At 64.5% G+C, this 13,697-nt stretch carries 15 protein-coding genes; 10 read left to right on the top strand and 5 right to left on the bottom strand.

Annotation, left to right across the window (positions count from 1 at the left end; all coding sequences use genetic code 11):
- Positions 1-162 precede the first annotated feature (162 nt).
- The 5 genes from ACNI65_RS11410 to ACNI65_RS11390 all read left to right on the top strand — a co-directional run bounded on the left by ACNI65_RS11410 (position 163) and on the right by ACNI65_RS11390 (position 4,409).
- The gene (locus ACNI65_RS11410) at positions 163-675 is read left to right on the top strand and encodes a terminase small subunit (RefSeq protein ID WP_416763118.1); all 513 of its coding nucleotides are present in this window, start codon (positions 163-165) and stop codon (positions 673-675) included.
- An 89-nt stretch (positions 676-764) separates the two neighbouring features.
- On the top strand, positions 765-3,002 hold the full coding sequence (locus tag ACNI65_RS11405) for an NACHT domain-containing protein (protein WP_416763116.1): 2,238 nt from the start codon (positions 765-767) through the stop codon (positions 3,000-3,002).
- A 10-nt stretch (positions 3,003-3,012) separates the two neighbouring features.
- Positions 3,013-3,474: a hypothetical protein gene (locus tag ACNI65_RS11400; protein ID WP_416763114.1), complete on the top strand. Its 462-nt coding sequence runs from the start codon at positions 3,013-3,015 to the stop codon at positions 3,472-3,474.
- A 167-nt stretch (positions 3,475-3,641) separates the two neighbouring features.
- Entirely contained in the window at positions 3,642-4,208 is a 567-nt protein-coding gene (locus ACNI65_RS11395; protein WP_416763112.1) for a hypothetical protein, read from the top strand.
- Positions 4,209-4,211: 3 nt separating this feature from the next.
- On the top strand, positions 4,212-4,409 hold the full coding sequence (locus ACNI65_RS11390; protein WP_416763110.1) for a hypothetical protein: 198 nt from the start codon (positions 4,212-4,214) through the stop codon (positions 4,407-4,409).
- On the opposite strand, the gene ACNI65_RS11385 is transcribed toward ACNI65_RS11390, so the two are convergent.
- The gene (locus ACNI65_RS11385) at positions 4,406-4,783 is read right to left on the bottom strand and encodes a hypothetical protein (protein WP_416763108.1); all 378 of its coding nucleotides are present in this window, start codon (positions 4,781-4,783) and stop codon (positions 4,406-4,408) included. The genes ACNI65_RS11390 and ACNI65_RS11385 overlap by 4 nt on opposite strands.
- Positions 4,784-5,025: 242 nt before the next feature.
- Between ACNI65_RS11385 and ACNI65_RS11380 the strand changes: the two genes are divergently transcribed.
- The 5 genes from ACNI65_RS11380 to ACNI65_RS11360 all read left to right on the top strand — a co-directional run bounded on the left by ACNI65_RS11380 (position 5,026) and on the right by ACNI65_RS11360 (position 8,104).
- Positions 5,026-5,151 carry a hypothetical protein gene (locus ACNI65_RS11380; protein WP_416763106.1) on the top strand — a complete coding sequence of 42 codons (126 nt, stop codon included), beginning with the start codon at positions 5,026-5,028 and terminating at the stop codon, positions 5,149-5,151.
- A gap of 9 nt (positions 5,152-5,160) precedes the next feature.
- Complete coding sequence (locus tag ACNI65_RS11375) at positions 5,161-5,436, top strand: hypothetical protein (protein WP_416763105.1); 276 nt, start codon at positions 5,161-5,163, stop codon at positions 5,434-5,436.
- A gap of 12 nt (positions 5,437-5,448) precedes the next feature.
- Positions 5,449-5,793 (top strand): hypothetical protein, encoded by a 345-nt coding sequence (locus tag ACNI65_RS11370; RefSeq protein WP_416763104.1) that lies wholly within the window; start codon positions 5,449-5,451, stop codon positions 5,791-5,793.
- Positions 5,794-5,829: 36 nt separating this feature from the next.
- The gene (locus tag ACNI65_RS11365) at positions 5,830-6,867 is read left to right on the top strand and encodes a hypothetical protein (RefSeq protein WP_416763103.1); all 1,038 of its coding nucleotides are present in this window, start codon (positions 5,830-5,832) and stop codon (positions 6,865-6,867) included.
- A 523-nt stretch (positions 6,868-7,390) separates the two neighbouring features.
- A complete protein-coding gene (locus ACNI65_RS11360) occupies positions 7,391-8,104 on the top strand; it encodes a PEP-CTERM sorting domain-containing protein (protein WP_416763102.1) in 714 nt (237 codons plus the stop codon).
- Here ACNI65_RS11360 and ACNI65_RS11355 read toward each other — a convergent pair.
- From ACNI65_RS11355 to ACNI65_RS11340, 4 genes are read right to left on the bottom strand one after another with little or no spacing between them, the layout of a single operon-like run.
- On the bottom strand, positions 8,046-9,068 hold the full coding sequence (locus tag ACNI65_RS11355) for a LacI family DNA-binding transcriptional regulator (protein WP_416763101.1): 1,023 nt from the start codon (positions 9,066-9,068) through the stop codon (positions 8,046-8,048). The genes ACNI65_RS11360 and ACNI65_RS11355 overlap by 59 nt on opposite strands.
- Positions 9,065-10,270, bottom strand: a complete 1,206-nt coding sequence (galK, locus tag ACNI65_RS11350; RefSeq protein ID WP_416763100.1) for a galactokinase — start codon at positions 10,268-10,270, stop codon at positions 9,065-9,067. Before galK ends, ACNI65_RS11355 begins: the two co-directional genes overlap by 4 nt.
- 22 nt (positions 10,271-10,292) lie before the next feature.
- Positions 10,293-11,378 (bottom strand): UDP-glucose--hexose-1-phosphate uridylyltransferase, encoded by a 1,086-nt coding sequence (locus ACNI65_RS11345; protein WP_416763099.1) that lies wholly within the window; start codon positions 11,376-11,378, stop codon positions 10,293-10,295.
- Between the two features lie 43 nt (positions 11,379-11,421).
- The gene (locus ACNI65_RS11340; protein ID WP_416763609.1) at positions 11,422-13,431 is read right to left on the bottom strand and encodes a beta-galactosidase; all 2,010 of its coding nucleotides are present in this window, start codon (positions 13,429-13,431) and stop codon (positions 11,422-11,424) included.
- Positions 13,432-13,697 lie beyond the last annotated feature (266 nt).

Here is a 13,697-nt window from a genome sequence, read left to right as displayed (position 1 = left end):
CATTCGTCGGCGCATGAAAAAGGCCCCGGGATGGGGCCTTGGGTAGGTCAGATGATCGACCCCGGGAGCTGCTCAGGTCAGTTATTCGATGAGCGCGGCACCTCGGTGTTGCGGTCATAGACGCGGGCCGTCTTGGCCTTGTTCTTGTGGATGTTGGGCAGGGTGACCAAGAAGCTCACCGCCTCGCAGGAGGCCTTCGCCCGTGGTGTCGCCTCCGGCCTGTCCCAGGCTGAGGCTTACCGGCGCGCCTACCCGCGCAGCAAGGGCTGGAAGCCGGAGGCGGTGCACCGGGCCGGCGCGAAGATGGCCGCCCTCGCCAACGTCTCGGCAAGGGTGAAGGAACTCCAGGGTCAGGCCGCAGTGGTCGCCGTGCTGGACAAGGCCAAGGTGCTGCGCGAGGTCGCCATGCTGGCCCACAGCGATATCGCCGGGATCATCGGGGAGGGCGGCCGCGTGCTGCTGCCCAACGAGCTGGACCCGGCCACGCGCGCCGCGGTGAAGAGCTTCAAGATCGACGAGTACGGGAAGATCGAATACCAGTTCTGGGACAAGCGGGCGTCGCTGGACATGACGATGAAGCACCTCGGTCTCTACGAGCTCGACAACAAGCAGAAGACCGACCCGCTGGCCGACCTGTTGGGCACGCTGAAGGGCAATGTCATCGGCCCGGCATAAATGCACGGACGAGACAGCAGCCTAAGCGTACTTCCCGTTACAGTCGGTCGAGCGTCGAACTTCACTGCGGCGCGTAACTGGGAGGAAAGATGTCCGAAGAGACCATGGAAATCACTTGGCAGGATCTCGAGAACTTGATTCGTGGGGTTGCCAGCGTAAAGTATGGGCAGCTTGCCCGAGCTGAGGATATCGCTGGAGTTAAATGCGATTGCGTTGTTCGCCTTGACGATGGGAGCGTGGTGCTCATTGAGATTAGTAAAGAGCACTCCATCGACAAGGTGCGTACCGATATTGCTAAATTTAATACGCTGCGACCTCATTTCTTCGCGCAGAATATTTTCCCGAAGTGTTTCTTTATTACGCTGGATCGACCGACTCCGGCAATGATTGAGGCAGGAAAGTCTCAGCACATTGGTGTGTATTCCGTCAGTCAGTTCTTTGAATTCATTCTTGGCTACGGAAAATATAAGGCGGCCCGCAAGGATAAGCCATTTGGTTCGGCGGTTGATTTATATTCGGGGCAACCCGATATGAATAGCTTTGTTCCCGTCACCTACGTCGGCTTGGATGGTAAGAACTTCAGCGTTGATGATATTGCAGAAGAGCTACTTAATCGCCGGACCGTCGTGCTGATTGGTGATTATGGTTCCGGCAAAAGTCGGTGCATCAAAGAGGTTTTTGACAAACTCTCCAATAAGACCTCTGTCAAGTTTCAATATCCCTTTGCTATCAACTTGAGGGAAAATTGGGGCTTGAAGAGGGCTAAGGAAATACTAACCCGACACTTTACCGATTTGGGCCTCAGTGAGGTTCTGGATCAAACCCTTGCGTCTGCCTACTCCCCCGCCTCGATCTATCTTCTAGACGGATTTGATGAGATTGGCGCTCAAGCGTGGAGTAATGATCCCGCTCGTCTTGTGGATATCCGTAAGCAATCACTGGTCGGTGTTAAGGAGTTGGTGACCAGCGCGACGGGCGGCTTGTTGATCACGGGACGCGAGCACTACTTCAATAATGATGTAGAGCTCATGACCTGTCTGGGTTTGCTTAACAAGAACCCATTAGTATTGCGCTGTAATGAGCAACTTAACAATGATCAATTTGCTGAGATGTTGGGCAGGCGTGGTGCTGAGTTCCCTGCCTGGATGCCAAAAAAGCCCTTGATTGCAACCATCGCTAGGGATATCGATCCCGAGATGTTGGATTTGATGTTCTCATCGAGTACGGGGGAGGCTGATTTCTGGGATCTGTTGATTAATAGTTTCTGCGAACGCGAGGCAAGGATTAATTCCATCCTTGAGCCGCATATCATTCGCTCGTTGTATACAAGGATCGGTAGGCTGACCCGGAATACCGCGACGGCACTAGGTCCGATCTCAATCAAACATATCAATGAGGCGTTTGAAGAAACGACCGGGCAACCTCCTACTGACGAATCGGCTATCGTCCTGCAGCGTCTGCCCGGGCTAAGCAGAATTGGCGCGGAGAGCATGGATCGGCAATTCGCTGATCTATTTATCCTGGATGGATTGAAGGCGGAGGACGTGCTGGATACGTATTCGCAGGGCGCTCCGAAGGTCTTGAAGGAGGAGTGGAAGAATCCTGTGGGAGAGCTAGGCGCGTACTTCATCGGCGCGCATTTGGAGAGTACGGGTCAGGCCTTCGGTGTGCAGGCGTTTGTGAAGCGGCATATGCACTCTGCAAATAAGGTATTGCTGGCCGATCTCCTCTCCGGATTGTTGCGTACAGATGTGAGGGGGCTGGATTTCCAGTTTGCACAGATCGAAAAGGGTAAATTTACCGCGCTCGCAATCGGTGAAGGCATTATTTCGAATCTTCAGTTCGTCGATTGCCAGTTCGATTTTTTGGACGTCACCGATTGTTCAGATGCGCAGAAGATTTCTTTGAAGGACTGCGTGATAGAAAGGATCGCGGGGGTGTCGTCTGCGGCTCACTCGCCTGCTTGGTTGGAGGATTGCATTGTCGATGATTATCAGTCGGTGAATACCCTGGCGGCGATTAAGGATGCTGGCCTAACCTTTGCTCAGACCTTCCTGCTGTCAAGCCTTCGAAAGCTGTTCCTTCAACCAGGGGGCGGGCGTAAAGAAGCAAGTATGTACAAGGGGTATGGGGATTCAACTTCGAAGCGAATCTCAGAGAAAGTTATGCACCTGCTCTGTCGAGAAAAGATTTGCAGCAAGTTCAAGGGTGGGTCGGATTCGCTCTATATACCTGACCGTTCGATGACCGGGCGCGTTCACGCAATCATGAGTCAGTTGACGACCTCAAACGACCCGCTTTGGGTTCAGGCGTCAAGGCTGGAGTGAGCCCTGAAAGATGGCGGAAGTGGCAATAGGTGGCGTGCTGGGCGTGTGCGCGAAGGTGATCGCGTTTCTCTTAGACCTTTTCCGCAGCCAGCTGGAGGTCTACGTGGACCTGAAGCTGTTCGCAGCTCAGCCCTACGAGATCGTCCTCATCAATCGATCCCAGCACCGGGTCAAGATCGACAGACTGCAGGTTGTGCCCGATGGCTTCCCAAGCGAAGCCAATGGCTGGCTGATCTCCGACAGGCCGTTCTTCAAGGGGCGCCGCCTTGTGACTGGGCAGAGCGTGAAGATCCTGTTGAAGGGGGCCGACCTCGGAGAGACCACGCTCAGAACGTTCATCGTCGAGTACACGACATTCTTCTTCGGTTGGGAGATCGCCCGGAAGAAGCGCTTGGCCGAGTGCGACTTTGATATCACCGGTATGACCATTTCCGTCTCGGCGACCCTTGGTTCACCCAAGGTCGGCAAATAGTCGGGTCTTCCGGGGCGTGCCAAAGATGGCACGGTGTCGCCTCCACCCTCCGGAGGCACCATGCCCGACATCCTGCTGCACGATCCCGCCCGCGTTGGCTTCAAGCTGACGCCCACCGCCTTCGCCGCGCTGCTCCTGCTGGCCCCGCCGCTCAACTGGGGCCCGCGATGGGCCGCCGGTTCGGGCGCAACCAGCGCCGGCGGGCGCGCGAGGATCAGGCGCAGTTGGCGGCCAAGCTGCAGAAGGTCAGCGACACGCTGGCTTTTGCCGCGACGACGGCGATCGAGCGCGGTCACACGGTGCACGAGCTGACCTGCGAGATCGCGGCCGCCAAGGCGATGCTCGCGCGGCGCTCCGCGCTGATGCGGCCTGAGGGCTGGAAGTTCGGCGGCGAGCCCGTGCCGCAGGTCCACCTCGACCCGTTCTTCGACGAGTCGCCCGACACCGACCACCAGCTCGACGCGGCGATGCTCGCGCAGCCGGTGTCCTTCGAGCGCGTGCCGCTCGACGTCCTCCTCACGGATGTCGACCGCGACTACCTGAAGCAGCGCCTCCACGCGCGCGTCCAGTTCGCCAGCGCCGACTTGTATTACGCCATCAGCCCGGCCGCGATCTCGTCCATGCGCGGCTCTGATCTCGCCGATCGCCTCGCGACGGAGATCGCGCGACAGCTCGCGCCCGCGCTGATGCGGGAACTCGGCCTGGAACGCTGGCCGGAAGAGCCGGGCCTCTGATCCATGGCTGAAGAGCTCGACGCCGCCACCCTGGCGCGCAACCTCGATGGTCCGATGTGGAGGCTGTGCAACCTCTACAAGATCATCGTCAAGGGCGATGACGACGACGACGGCCCGGTACTGCAGTTCAAGCCGAACCGCGCCCAACGACGGCTGATGTCCAAGCTCTGGCATCGCAACATCATCCTGAAGGCCCACTAGCTCGGCTTCACGACGTTGGTCTGCCTCCTCTGGCTGGACACCGCGCTGTTCAGCAAGAACCCGATCCGCTGCGGCATCGTGGCCCAGGACAAGGACGCCGCCGAGGTGATCTTCCGCGACAAGGTGAGCTTCGCGTACGGCAACCTGCCCGAGTCGCTGCGGGAGCAGTTCACGCTCAAGAAGTGCACGACGGCCGAGATCCTCTTCGGCCACAACGGCGCCAGCATCCGCGTCGCGACCTCGGTGCGGTCCGGCACCATCCACCGGCTGCACGTGTCCGAGTTCGGGAAGATCTGCGCCAAATACCCGTACAAGGCCGACGAGGTGGTCAAGGGCTCGATCCCGGCCATGCCCAAGAGCGGCATGCTGATCATCGAGTCGACGGCCGAGGGCCAGGAGGGCGAGTTCTACAAGCTCACCACCAAGGCCATTGAGAACGCCCAGAAGCTGCGCGCGCGGACCATGGAGCGGCTCACGGAGAAGCACTGCCGCTTCCACTTCTTCGCCTGGTGGGAAGAGCCCAACTACGTGCTCGACGACTCGACGGTCCCCTTCACCGAGGCGGACGAGGTCTACTTCAAGCAGGTCGAGGCGCGGATAGGCAAGAAGCTCACCGATGAGCAATGGACCTGGTACGTCACCACGCGCGACAACGACTTCAGCGGCGATGCGCCGTCGATGGCAGGAGTACCTGAGCTACCCCGAGGAGGCCTTCCACGTCAGCACGGACGGCTGCTACTAGGCCAAGCAGATGGCCACGGCGCGCGTCCAGGGCCGGATCTTGCGCACGCTGCCCATCGAGTCCGCGCCCGTGTTCTGGGACATCGACCGCGGCGACATGAGCTCGATCTGGCTGATGCAGAAAATCGGGCCGGAGCACCGCTTCATCCGCTACGACGAGGCCAGCGGCGAGGAGCTGAACCACTTCAGCGGCTGGTTGCAGGATCAGGGCCTGGCCTGCGCGAAGCACTTCCTGCCTCACGAGGCCGCGTACAAGCGCATCGGCAAGACGGCGGACACGAACTAGTCGATCGAGGAGATGCTGCAGGAGCTGCTGCCTGGCCAGCGCTTCGAAGTCGTGCCGCGGGTGACGAACCTGGACAACGGCATCCAGGCGACCCGCGCGGCGTTCGCCAGCAGCTGGTTCAGCGAGCAGGGGTGCGGCGTCGGGCTGTCCCGGCTGTCCAACTACCGCAAGAAGTGGGACCAACGGAACGGCCGCTTCACAAGCGAGCCGATGCACAACGACGACAGCCACGGTAGCGACGCGTACCGGCAGTTCGGGCAGGTGCTGGAGGCGGGGGAGAAGTTCTCGATGCAGGTCGCGGCTGCCGGCCGGCGTGCTACGTCGAAGCGGCGGGGGACGTCGCCGATGGCGGTCTAACGATCCGTCACAATCCTCTCGAATAAGGGAGGAACCATGATCGACCGACGTACTGTCTACATTCTTGGAGCAGGGGCAAGCTTCCCCTACGGCTTTCCCCTTGGAGCCGGCCTTCGGACCGAAATCCTGAACGTGAAGCCCGCAGATCTTCATCAGGTTAAATTCAGCAACGCTGGAATCGTTCCAAAAATCGAGGAATTGACATCGCAGTTCAAGCAGGCATTTGAGCATTCAAAGTCACCATCCATCGATGCATTCTTGGCTAACAGAACTGAATTCTCGGAAATTGGCCGAATTGCTATCGCGAAAGTGCTTCTTAGCTATGAACGGGTTAAAACGCTCTACGCAGACGAACGCAACGATGACTGGTTGGGCGCAGTCCTCAATTCAATGCGTTGTCCGAAGATTGAAGACTTCCTCAAAAATCAAGTTTCTTTCGTGACGTTCAACTACGACCGATCACTTGAGTTAACTTTGCTCAATTTCGTTCGACATAACTTCAATCATTCCGAGGGAGATGCATTAAAGGTTGTCGAGTCATTCCCGATCATTCATGTGTATGGATCTCTTGGGTCGCTGAACCCGTCAAGCAAGAATTTCGTTCCGTATGGTGGCGGCACTCCCAGTCGGTCGGCGTATGTGGGGGTATTCGGCGACGACAACGGGCATGCGGAGAGGGAACGCTACAGACAGCATCTTCGATGGGTTGCTTCGGCGGCGAGCGAAATCAGAGTCATTCCAGAACATCGGGACGACGTTGAACCAAACCACTTCTCACGAGCTAAAGAACTAATTGCAAACGCGGAACGCGTGGTGATGTTGGGCTTTGCATTCGACGACCTCAACGTCCGTCGACTTAGTCCAGAGTTGCCGACTGCGATCGGTCGGTTGGAGAATGAGTTCCATGGGGATGCTGTTTGTTGTGCTGCCACGATTTACGGAATGGCGCAGGCAGAAGTCCTAAGAGTGGCGCGGGGTTTGGCACGCGAAGCTCACAGGCTCCGCCAATTCCGCCTGCACAACATGACCTCACTGCAGATGCTTCGTCATACCGGTATCCACATCTGCGACTGATTGCGTGCCAAGGATGGCAGCCTCTCCCCCGAGGTCGCGTCGTGCGTCTGAGCCGCTCGGTTCGGAGGTGCTGATCGGCGCGTCGCGGGCGCGGCCTCACGCATCAACCTGATGAGAGGCTTCCGATGGTGTCCAAACTCTCGACCTTGCTGCGTCCGATGGTGGCGCTGGCCCTCCCGCGATCCGGCCTGCGGCCCGCGCCGATGCTCGCTTGTGGGCTTAGATTGTGATTCTGGTCGTCGTGGGTTCGAGTCCCATCAGCCACCCCACCGAATAGAAGAAACGCCCGCAAGACGCAAGTCTCGCGGGCGTTTTGCTTTGGGTGTCGCCGACATGGCGATCGGACGCCGATTCAGCGCGTGCCACGGCAACCTCCATGCCGGACACCCACCCTTCACGTCACCTGAATCCCTTGTTCACGTCCCTCGGAAGCTCGATGGGACGCATGGTTGCGTCCCGAGGCCTCGCCTAGTCTTGGACGGGCAGCGCCGCTGCCCATGAGATCGCACAGGGAGAAAACACCATGAACACGCCGCTACTGCGGCCGCTGGCCCGCGCGTTGGCCGGCGGCGGCTTGCTGCTGGCCGTCGCATCGCCAGTCAGCGCCGAGGAGTTCCGCTACGTCTACCTCGGCAACCAGATCCCCATGCACTTCAGCCATTACCGGCTGCCCCCCGACTCGCCCTATTACGACTACGACACCACCGGCCGCATCGTCCTCGAGCTCATCGACGACGCGCCGCTCACCGCCGGCACGACCCTCAACGACGTCACCTGGTTCCGGCTCTCGGTCCAGGCCGCCATGGACCCGGGGCACCACTTCTCCGTCGAGACCCCGCTCATCCCCGGCCACACCGAATGCTGCAGCTACTGGCATGAACTGAGCGGCTCGCTCAGCATCGGCAGCGTCGACGCCAATGGTCTCCCGACCAACTGGAACATCTGGCTCGAGAACTACTACCTGCTGCCCACCGGCCGCGAGGACCGCACCCGCATCTACACCTCGTTCAACGGGCCGGAAGGTTTCTCCGCAGGCAACATGGATGGATTCGCCGCTGGGGGCGGGACCTCGCAGGGCGGCGGCACCTGGCTCGCCCTGGCCGTGCCCGAACCCTCGACCTACGCGTTGATGCTCGCCGGCATCGGCGTGCTGGGCGCGTTCGCGCGACGACGCGCGCTCAGCTCGCGCGAGGCTTCGCCGTCGACGCCCGCACCACCAGCCGCGGCGGATCGGTGACCACCATCGGCGGCACGTGATCCGGCGACGCATCGATCTCCGATTGCAGCAACTGCACGGCCAGCGTCGCCGCCTCCGCCGTCGGCATCGCCACCGTGCTCAGCGCCGGCCGCATCTGATGCGCCAGCTGGATGTCCGTCACGCCGATCACCGACAGGTCCCGCGGCACTTCCAGGCTCAGCTCGGCCGCGGCCTGCAGCACGCCCAGCGCGGGCAGGTCGTTCGTCGCGAAGACCGCCGTCAGCCCCGGCTCGCTCGCCAGCAGGCTGTGCGCGGCATTGCGTCCCTCGTCGATCGTGTCGTGACCGTAGCGCAGGCAACTCGCCGGCACGCCCGCGCCCGCCTGCTCGACCGTGTCCAGGAACCCGCGCAGCCGCCAGCGGTGATTGCCGCTGGGTTCGCTGCCACACACCGCGCCGATGCGCCGATGCCCCAGTCGCAACAGGTGTTCCGCTGCGAGCACGCCCGCCTGATAGAGATCCACCGCGACGCACGGCAACGGCGGCGGCTCCTGCGGCCGCTCCCACATGCACAGCACCACCGGCACGCCGCGTCGGCGCAGGTCCTGCAGCGCGTCGAGCTGGACGAAGTCCGCGTTCATGACGATCACGCCCTGCGCCAGCGCGCCGCCGATCGCATCCAGGTAGGCTCGCTCCTGCGCGGGATCGTCGTTGGTGTTGCACACCAGCAGGAAGTAGCCGAGCTTGCGCGCCGCGCGTTCCACCTCGAGCGCGAACTCGGGATAGAACGGGTTGGCGATGCTGCTCACCACCAGCGCCATCGTGTGCGGCTTGCCCTCCACCAGCGCGCGCGCCATCAGGTTGGGCCGGTAGCCGAGCTGCTCCACGGCGGCGAGCACGCGCCGGCGCGTCTCCTCGCCGACCTTGCCCCGGTTGCGCAGCACGTTGGACACGGTCGCCGCGGTGACTCCGGCGGCGCGTGCCACTTCGACGAGAGTGGTCATCCCGCGACTGTAGCCGCAGCCGCGGCCTCGGCCCGCGCGCCCGGACCGGCCTCGCAGAGGTAGACCAGCGCCGGTTCGCCCTCGGGCGAGCGATAACCGTCCTCGAGCGCCTTCACCGCTGCCGGCACCAGCGCCTGCGGCAGCAGCGCGACGACGCAGCCACCGAAACCGCCGCCCGTCATGCGCGCGCCGCCGGCCTCGCCGATCACGTCCTGCAGCAGCGCCGCGAGCTGATCCACCGCGGGCACGGTGATCTCGAAGTCATCGCGCATCGACGCATGCGAAGCCTTCATCAACTCGCCCAGCCGACGCACGTCCCCCTCGCGCAGCGCGCGCGTCGCGGCGATCACGCGCTCGTTCTCGGTGACGATGTGACGGCCGCGTCGGAAGGTCTTGTCGTCCAGCCCCGCGGCTTCCAGCTGCGCCAGCGTCACGTCGCGCAGGGCCTTCGCACCGGCACCCGCGGCCGCGGCTTCGCACTGGCGGCGGCGCTCGTTGTAGGCGCTGTCGACCAGGCCGCGACGCACCCGCGAATGCGCGATCAGCAGCGCCGTGCCCGCGGGCAGCGGCACCGGCTCGGTGTCCAGCGAGCGGCAGTCGATCAGCAGCGCGTGACCCGCGCGGCCCTCGGCGCTGGCGAGCTGATCCATGATCCCGCACTGGCAACCGACGAAGCGGTTCTCGGCCTGCTGCGCCAGTCGCGCGAGCCGCTTGCCATCGAGCGTCGCGTCGCCGCCCAGCCGTTGCGCCGCGCGCAGCAGCGCCAGCGCGAGCGAGGCGGAACTGCTCAGCCCCGCGCCCATCGGCACATCGCCGGCGATGACGAGGTTCATACCTGACAACGACGGCAGCTCTTCCACGAGCTGCGCCAGCGTGCCGCGCACGTGATCGCGCCAGCCGCCGCCGGGGAAGTGCGGCGGCGTGGCGCTCAGCGCGAACCGGTCCTCCGCCTGCTGCTCGTCGAGCGCGAGCGCATCGACCTGGCCGTCGTCGCGCGGTCCGGCGGCGACCCAGGTGTCGCGGTCGATGGCCAGCGGCAGCACGAAGCCGTCGTTGTAATCGGTGTGCTCGCCGATCAGGTTGACGCGGCCCGGCGCGCGCGCGAGCACCGTCGGCGCGACGCCGTGGCGTTCCAGATAAGCGCGCTGAACGGCCAGCGCCGTGGGCGCGGAGGACGGGAAGTCGATCGAGGAAGTGGTCATGTCAGTTCAACGCGGGCGTTCATCAACGAACGCGGTAATGGGTGGCGGGCTGCTCGCGCAGCCGTGCGGCGGCCTGCTCCGGCGTGAGGTCGCGCTGCGCCTCGGCCAGCAGCTCGAAGCCGACCATGAACTTGCGCACCGTCGCGCTGCGCAGCAGCGGCGGATGGAAGTGCGCATGCAGCTGCCAGTGCGGTGCATCGTCCGCTTGCGGGCCGCTCGGCGCGCCGTGCCAGCCCATCGAGTACGGGAAGCTGCATTGGAAGAGGTTGTCGTAGCGGATGGTCAGCGCCTGCACGATGGACGCGAGGCTCGCCTGCTGCGACGCGCTCAGCTGGTCCAGCCGCTGCACGGCGAAGCGCGGCAGCAGCAGCGTCTCGAAGGGCCACTCGGCCCAATAGGGCACGAGCGCGATCCAGTCCTCGTTCTGCACGACGACCCGCTCGCCATCGGCCTCGGCGCGGGCGACGGCCAACAGCATCGATTCGCCGCGGGACGCGAGCCACTCGCGCTGCAGCCGGTCCTCGCGCGCGGGCAGGTCCGGCACGAAGTCGCTGGCCCAGACCTGGCCATGCGGATGCGGGTTGGAGCAACCCATCATCGCGCCCTTGTTCTCGAAGACCTGCACCCAGCGCCAGCGCTCGCCCAGCTCGCGCGTCTGCGCGGCCCAGCACGCGACGACCTCGCGCAGCGCGGCCTCGTCGAGCTCGGGCAGGCTGCGGCTGTGATCCGGCGAGAAGCAGATCACGCGGCTGGTGCCGCGCGCGGGTTCGGCCTGGAACAGCGCTGCAGAGTCACCTGCGCCTGCGACGGCTTCGGCCGGCGGCGCCGGCACCTCGGCCATCAGCGCGGGGAAGTCGTTCTCGAAGACGAAGGTGCCGGGGTAGGGCGGGTTCACCTCGCCGTTGATGCGGGTGTTGCCGGCGCACAGGTAGCAGCTCGGGTCATGCGCGGGGCGCAGCGCGAGGTCGGGGCTCTCGGTCTGGCCCTGCCAGGGGCGCAGGCTGCGCTGCGGCGACACCAGCACCCACTTGCCCGCCAGCGGATTGAAGCGGCGATGCGAGTGACGGTTGCGGTCGAAGTCCGCGGGATCTGGGGAAGACGTGTCCATCGTTGAATGAATCCTTGAGGGGCGGGGCTTCAGCGGCAGGGCTTCAGCTGCCGGACTTCAGATGCCAGATGCCGACGGCGCCCGGCGCCAGTGTCGCGCTTCCGAGCAGCGGGATCGCCTGGTCGGGCACGGGCACCACGGCCGGCGCCGGTCCGCGGTGGATGGCGAAGAGGAACTCGCCGCGACGGCGCAGCCGCAGCCCGGGCGCGAGCGCCTGCGGATCCAGCGGCGTCAGGCCCGCATCGCGCGCCGCGACGCCGATCCAGCGCAGCAGCAGCGCCTCGTCGACGATGCCCGCGTGCAGGTGGAAGCGGCCGCGCGTCAGCCACGCGGGCGCGCCGTCCTCGTAACGCGCGAGGACCAGCGTCTCCTTGACCGCGTCCGCCTCGGGGTCCAGCTCGATCAGATCGCGCCATTGCATGCCCTGACCCTGGCCATGAACGCCCGCATCGATCGCGACCGTACGTCCCGGGCGCATCGATTCGACGGCCCGCACGCGCACTGGCAGCCACTCGCGCAGCGGGCCCGGCGGCAGCGGCTCGGTGATCGAGAGCCGCTCGGTCTTGCTGCCCGTGCGCGGTCCGGCGACCACGATGGCGGTGCTCGCGCGAAGCCGCTCGACGAGCGCCTCACGCAGATGCAGCGTGCCGGGCAGCACCACCATCGCGTAGCCGTCCAGCGGCGCATCCGGCGCGATCACGTCGACGTCCAGTCCCAGCCGGCGCAGCGCGCCGTAGTACGCGAGCATCGGTCCGAAGCCCGCCATGTCCTTGCCCTGCGGCTGGATCTGCGCCATCCACAGCGACGGGTAGTCCACGACCAGCGCGACCGGCGCCTGGCGCGTGGTCAGCGACTCGGCGTTCGCGCGCTCGAGCAGCAGGTCGATCTCCGCGCGGACCTGCGCCGCCTCGAGGCCGCCGTCATCCAGCGCGCCATCGGGCCGATTCAGCCCCGAGTGCATCTGCTCCTGCCCGAAGGGCAACTGGCGCCAGCGGAAGTAGGACACCAGTTCCGCGCCGTGCGCGAAGGCTTCCCAGGTCCACGCGCGCACCATGCCGGGCAGCGGCAGCGCGTTCCAGTCGGCCCAGTTCACCGGCCCGGCCTGCTGCTCCATCACCCACATGCGGCCGTGGCCGACGCCGCGGTACAGGTCGTGGTGGAAGGCGGTCATGTCGGGATGTCCGGTGCGGCCCCACAACTGGCGCTCCGGCTCGCTGAGGAAGCTCGCGGCCGTGTCGACGTGGCCCAGCGGGTAGCTGTCCCACGCGGCGATGTCCAGATCGACGGCGCAGTCGTGATGGTCGAACTCGGCGAACAGGCCCATGAAGTTGTGCAGCACCGGCCGGCCGGGCGCGTGCGCGCGGATCAGCTCGACCTGCAGCCGGTTGAAGCGCACCACCTCGTCCGAGGCGAAGCGGCGGAAGTCCAGCGCGTGGGCGGGCAGGGCCGCGGTCGGTTGGCCGATCGGGAAACCGACATGGGCGAAGCTCAGGAACTGCAGGCCCCAGAAGGCTGTGCCCCAGGCCTCGTTCATGCGCTCGACGGTCTCGTAGCGCGCGCGCAGCCAGCGCTGGAACGCGGCCAGCGCGGTCGGCGTGTAGGACAGCGTGGTGTCGTGGCAGCCGTACTCGTTGTCGGTCTGCCAGGCGACGACGGCGGGGTGACCGCCGTAGCGCTGCGCCATCGCCGTGACGATGCGGCGCGTGGCCTCGGCCAGCGACGGGCTGGAGAAGCAGTAATGGCGCCGCGCGCCGAAGGGCTTCACGCGACCGTCGGCGCCGATGGGCAGCACGTCGGGATGCGCGTCCACGAGCCATTGCGGCGGCGCGGCCGTCGGCGTGCCCAGCACGACCGACAGGCCCTCCGCCGCCAGCACCTCGATGGCCTCGTCCAGCCAGGCCCAGTCGAACTCACCGGGCGCGGGCTCCATCCGCGACCACGCGAACTCGGCGATGCGCACCGTGTCCAGCCCCAGGGCCCGCATGGCGCGGGCGTCCTCGCGCCAACGCGACTTCGGCCATTGCTCGGGGTAGTAGCAGACGCCCAGGCGCAGCAGCGCCGGCGAGTCGGACGGGGAGGGGGTCAGGGGCATGGAGCGGGAACTCGTTGACGCGGTTAAGCGATTAATCCAATTGGAGCAACCCGGCGAGGCGATGTCAATCGGATCGGCATCGATGGCCTCGAATCGGCCAGGCGCGATTCCATCGCTGACGGGCTGTATCCATTGGATTCAAGGGCGCTGCGCGTAGAATGCGGGGTCCTTCTGCGGACTTACCCGGATTGCCCCCTGCGGTCGACCTTGGTCTACTGAATGAGATT

Source organism: Roseateles sp. So40a (genome assembly GCF_048081605.1).
Lineage (GTDB): Bacteria > Pseudomonadota > Gammaproteobacteria > Burkholderiales > Burkholderiaceae_C > Roseateles.
The sequence above is the reverse complement of the archived record's forward strand: the minus strand, read 5'-3'. Positions and strand labels throughout refer to the sequence as shown.

What these genes read in the sequence shown, in the direction of transcription:
- ACNI65_RS11405 (WP_416763116.1), top strand. Translation starts at nt 765, where the DNA reads ATGTCCGAAGAGACCATGGAAATCACTTGGCAGGATCTCGAGAACTTG.
- ACNI65_RS11400 (WP_416763114.1), top strand. Translation starts at nt 3,013, where the DNA reads ATGGCGGAAGTGGCAATAGGTGGCGTGCTGGGCGTGTGCGCGAAGGTG.
- ACNI65_RS11380 (WP_416763106.1), top strand. Translation starts at nt 5,026, where the DNA reads ATGAGCAATGGACCTGGTACGTCACCACGCGCGACAACGACTTCAGCG.
- ACNI65_RS11355 (WP_416763101.1), bottom strand. Translation starts at nt 9,068, where the DNA reads ATGACCACTCTCGTCGAAGTGGCACGCGCCGCCGGAGTCACCGCGGCG.
- ACNI65_RS11345 (WP_416763099.1), bottom strand. Translation starts at nt 11,378, where the DNA reads ATGGACACGTCTTCCCCAGATCCCGCGGACTTCGACCGCAACCGTCAC.
- galK (WP_416763100.1), bottom strand. Translation starts at nt 10,270, where the DNA reads ATGACCACTTCCTCGATCGACTTCCCGTCCTCCGCGCCCACGGCGCTG.
- ACNI65_RS11365 (WP_416763103.1), top strand. Translation starts at nt 5,830, where the DNA reads ATGATCGACCGACGTACTGTCTACATTCTTGGAGCAGGGGCAAGCTTC.
- ACNI65_RS11385 (WP_416763108.1), bottom strand. Translation starts at nt 4,783, where the DNA reads ATGATCAGCATGCCGCTCTTGGGCATGGCCGGGATCGAGCCCTTGACC.
- ACNI65_RS11370 (WP_416763104.1), top strand. Translation starts at nt 5,449, where the DNA reads ATGCTGCAGGAGCTGCTGCCTGGCCAGCGCTTCGAAGTCGTGCCGCGG.
- ACNI65_RS11375 (WP_416763105.1), top strand. Translation starts at nt 5,161, where the DNA reads ATGGCCACGGCGCGCGTCCAGGGCCGGATCTTGCGCACGCTGCCCATC.
- ACNI65_RS11360 (WP_416763102.1), top strand. Translation starts at nt 7,391, where the DNA reads ATGAACACGCCGCTACTGCGGCCGCTGGCCCGCGCGTTGGCCGGCGGC.
- ACNI65_RS11395 (WP_416763112.1), top strand. Translation starts at nt 3,642, where the DNA reads ATGGGCCGCCGGTTCGGGCGCAACCAGCGCCGGCGGGCGCGCGAGGAT.
- ACNI65_RS11390 (WP_416763110.1), top strand. Translation starts at nt 4,212, where the DNA reads ATGGCTGAAGAGCTCGACGCCGCCACCCTGGCGCGCAACCTCGATGGT.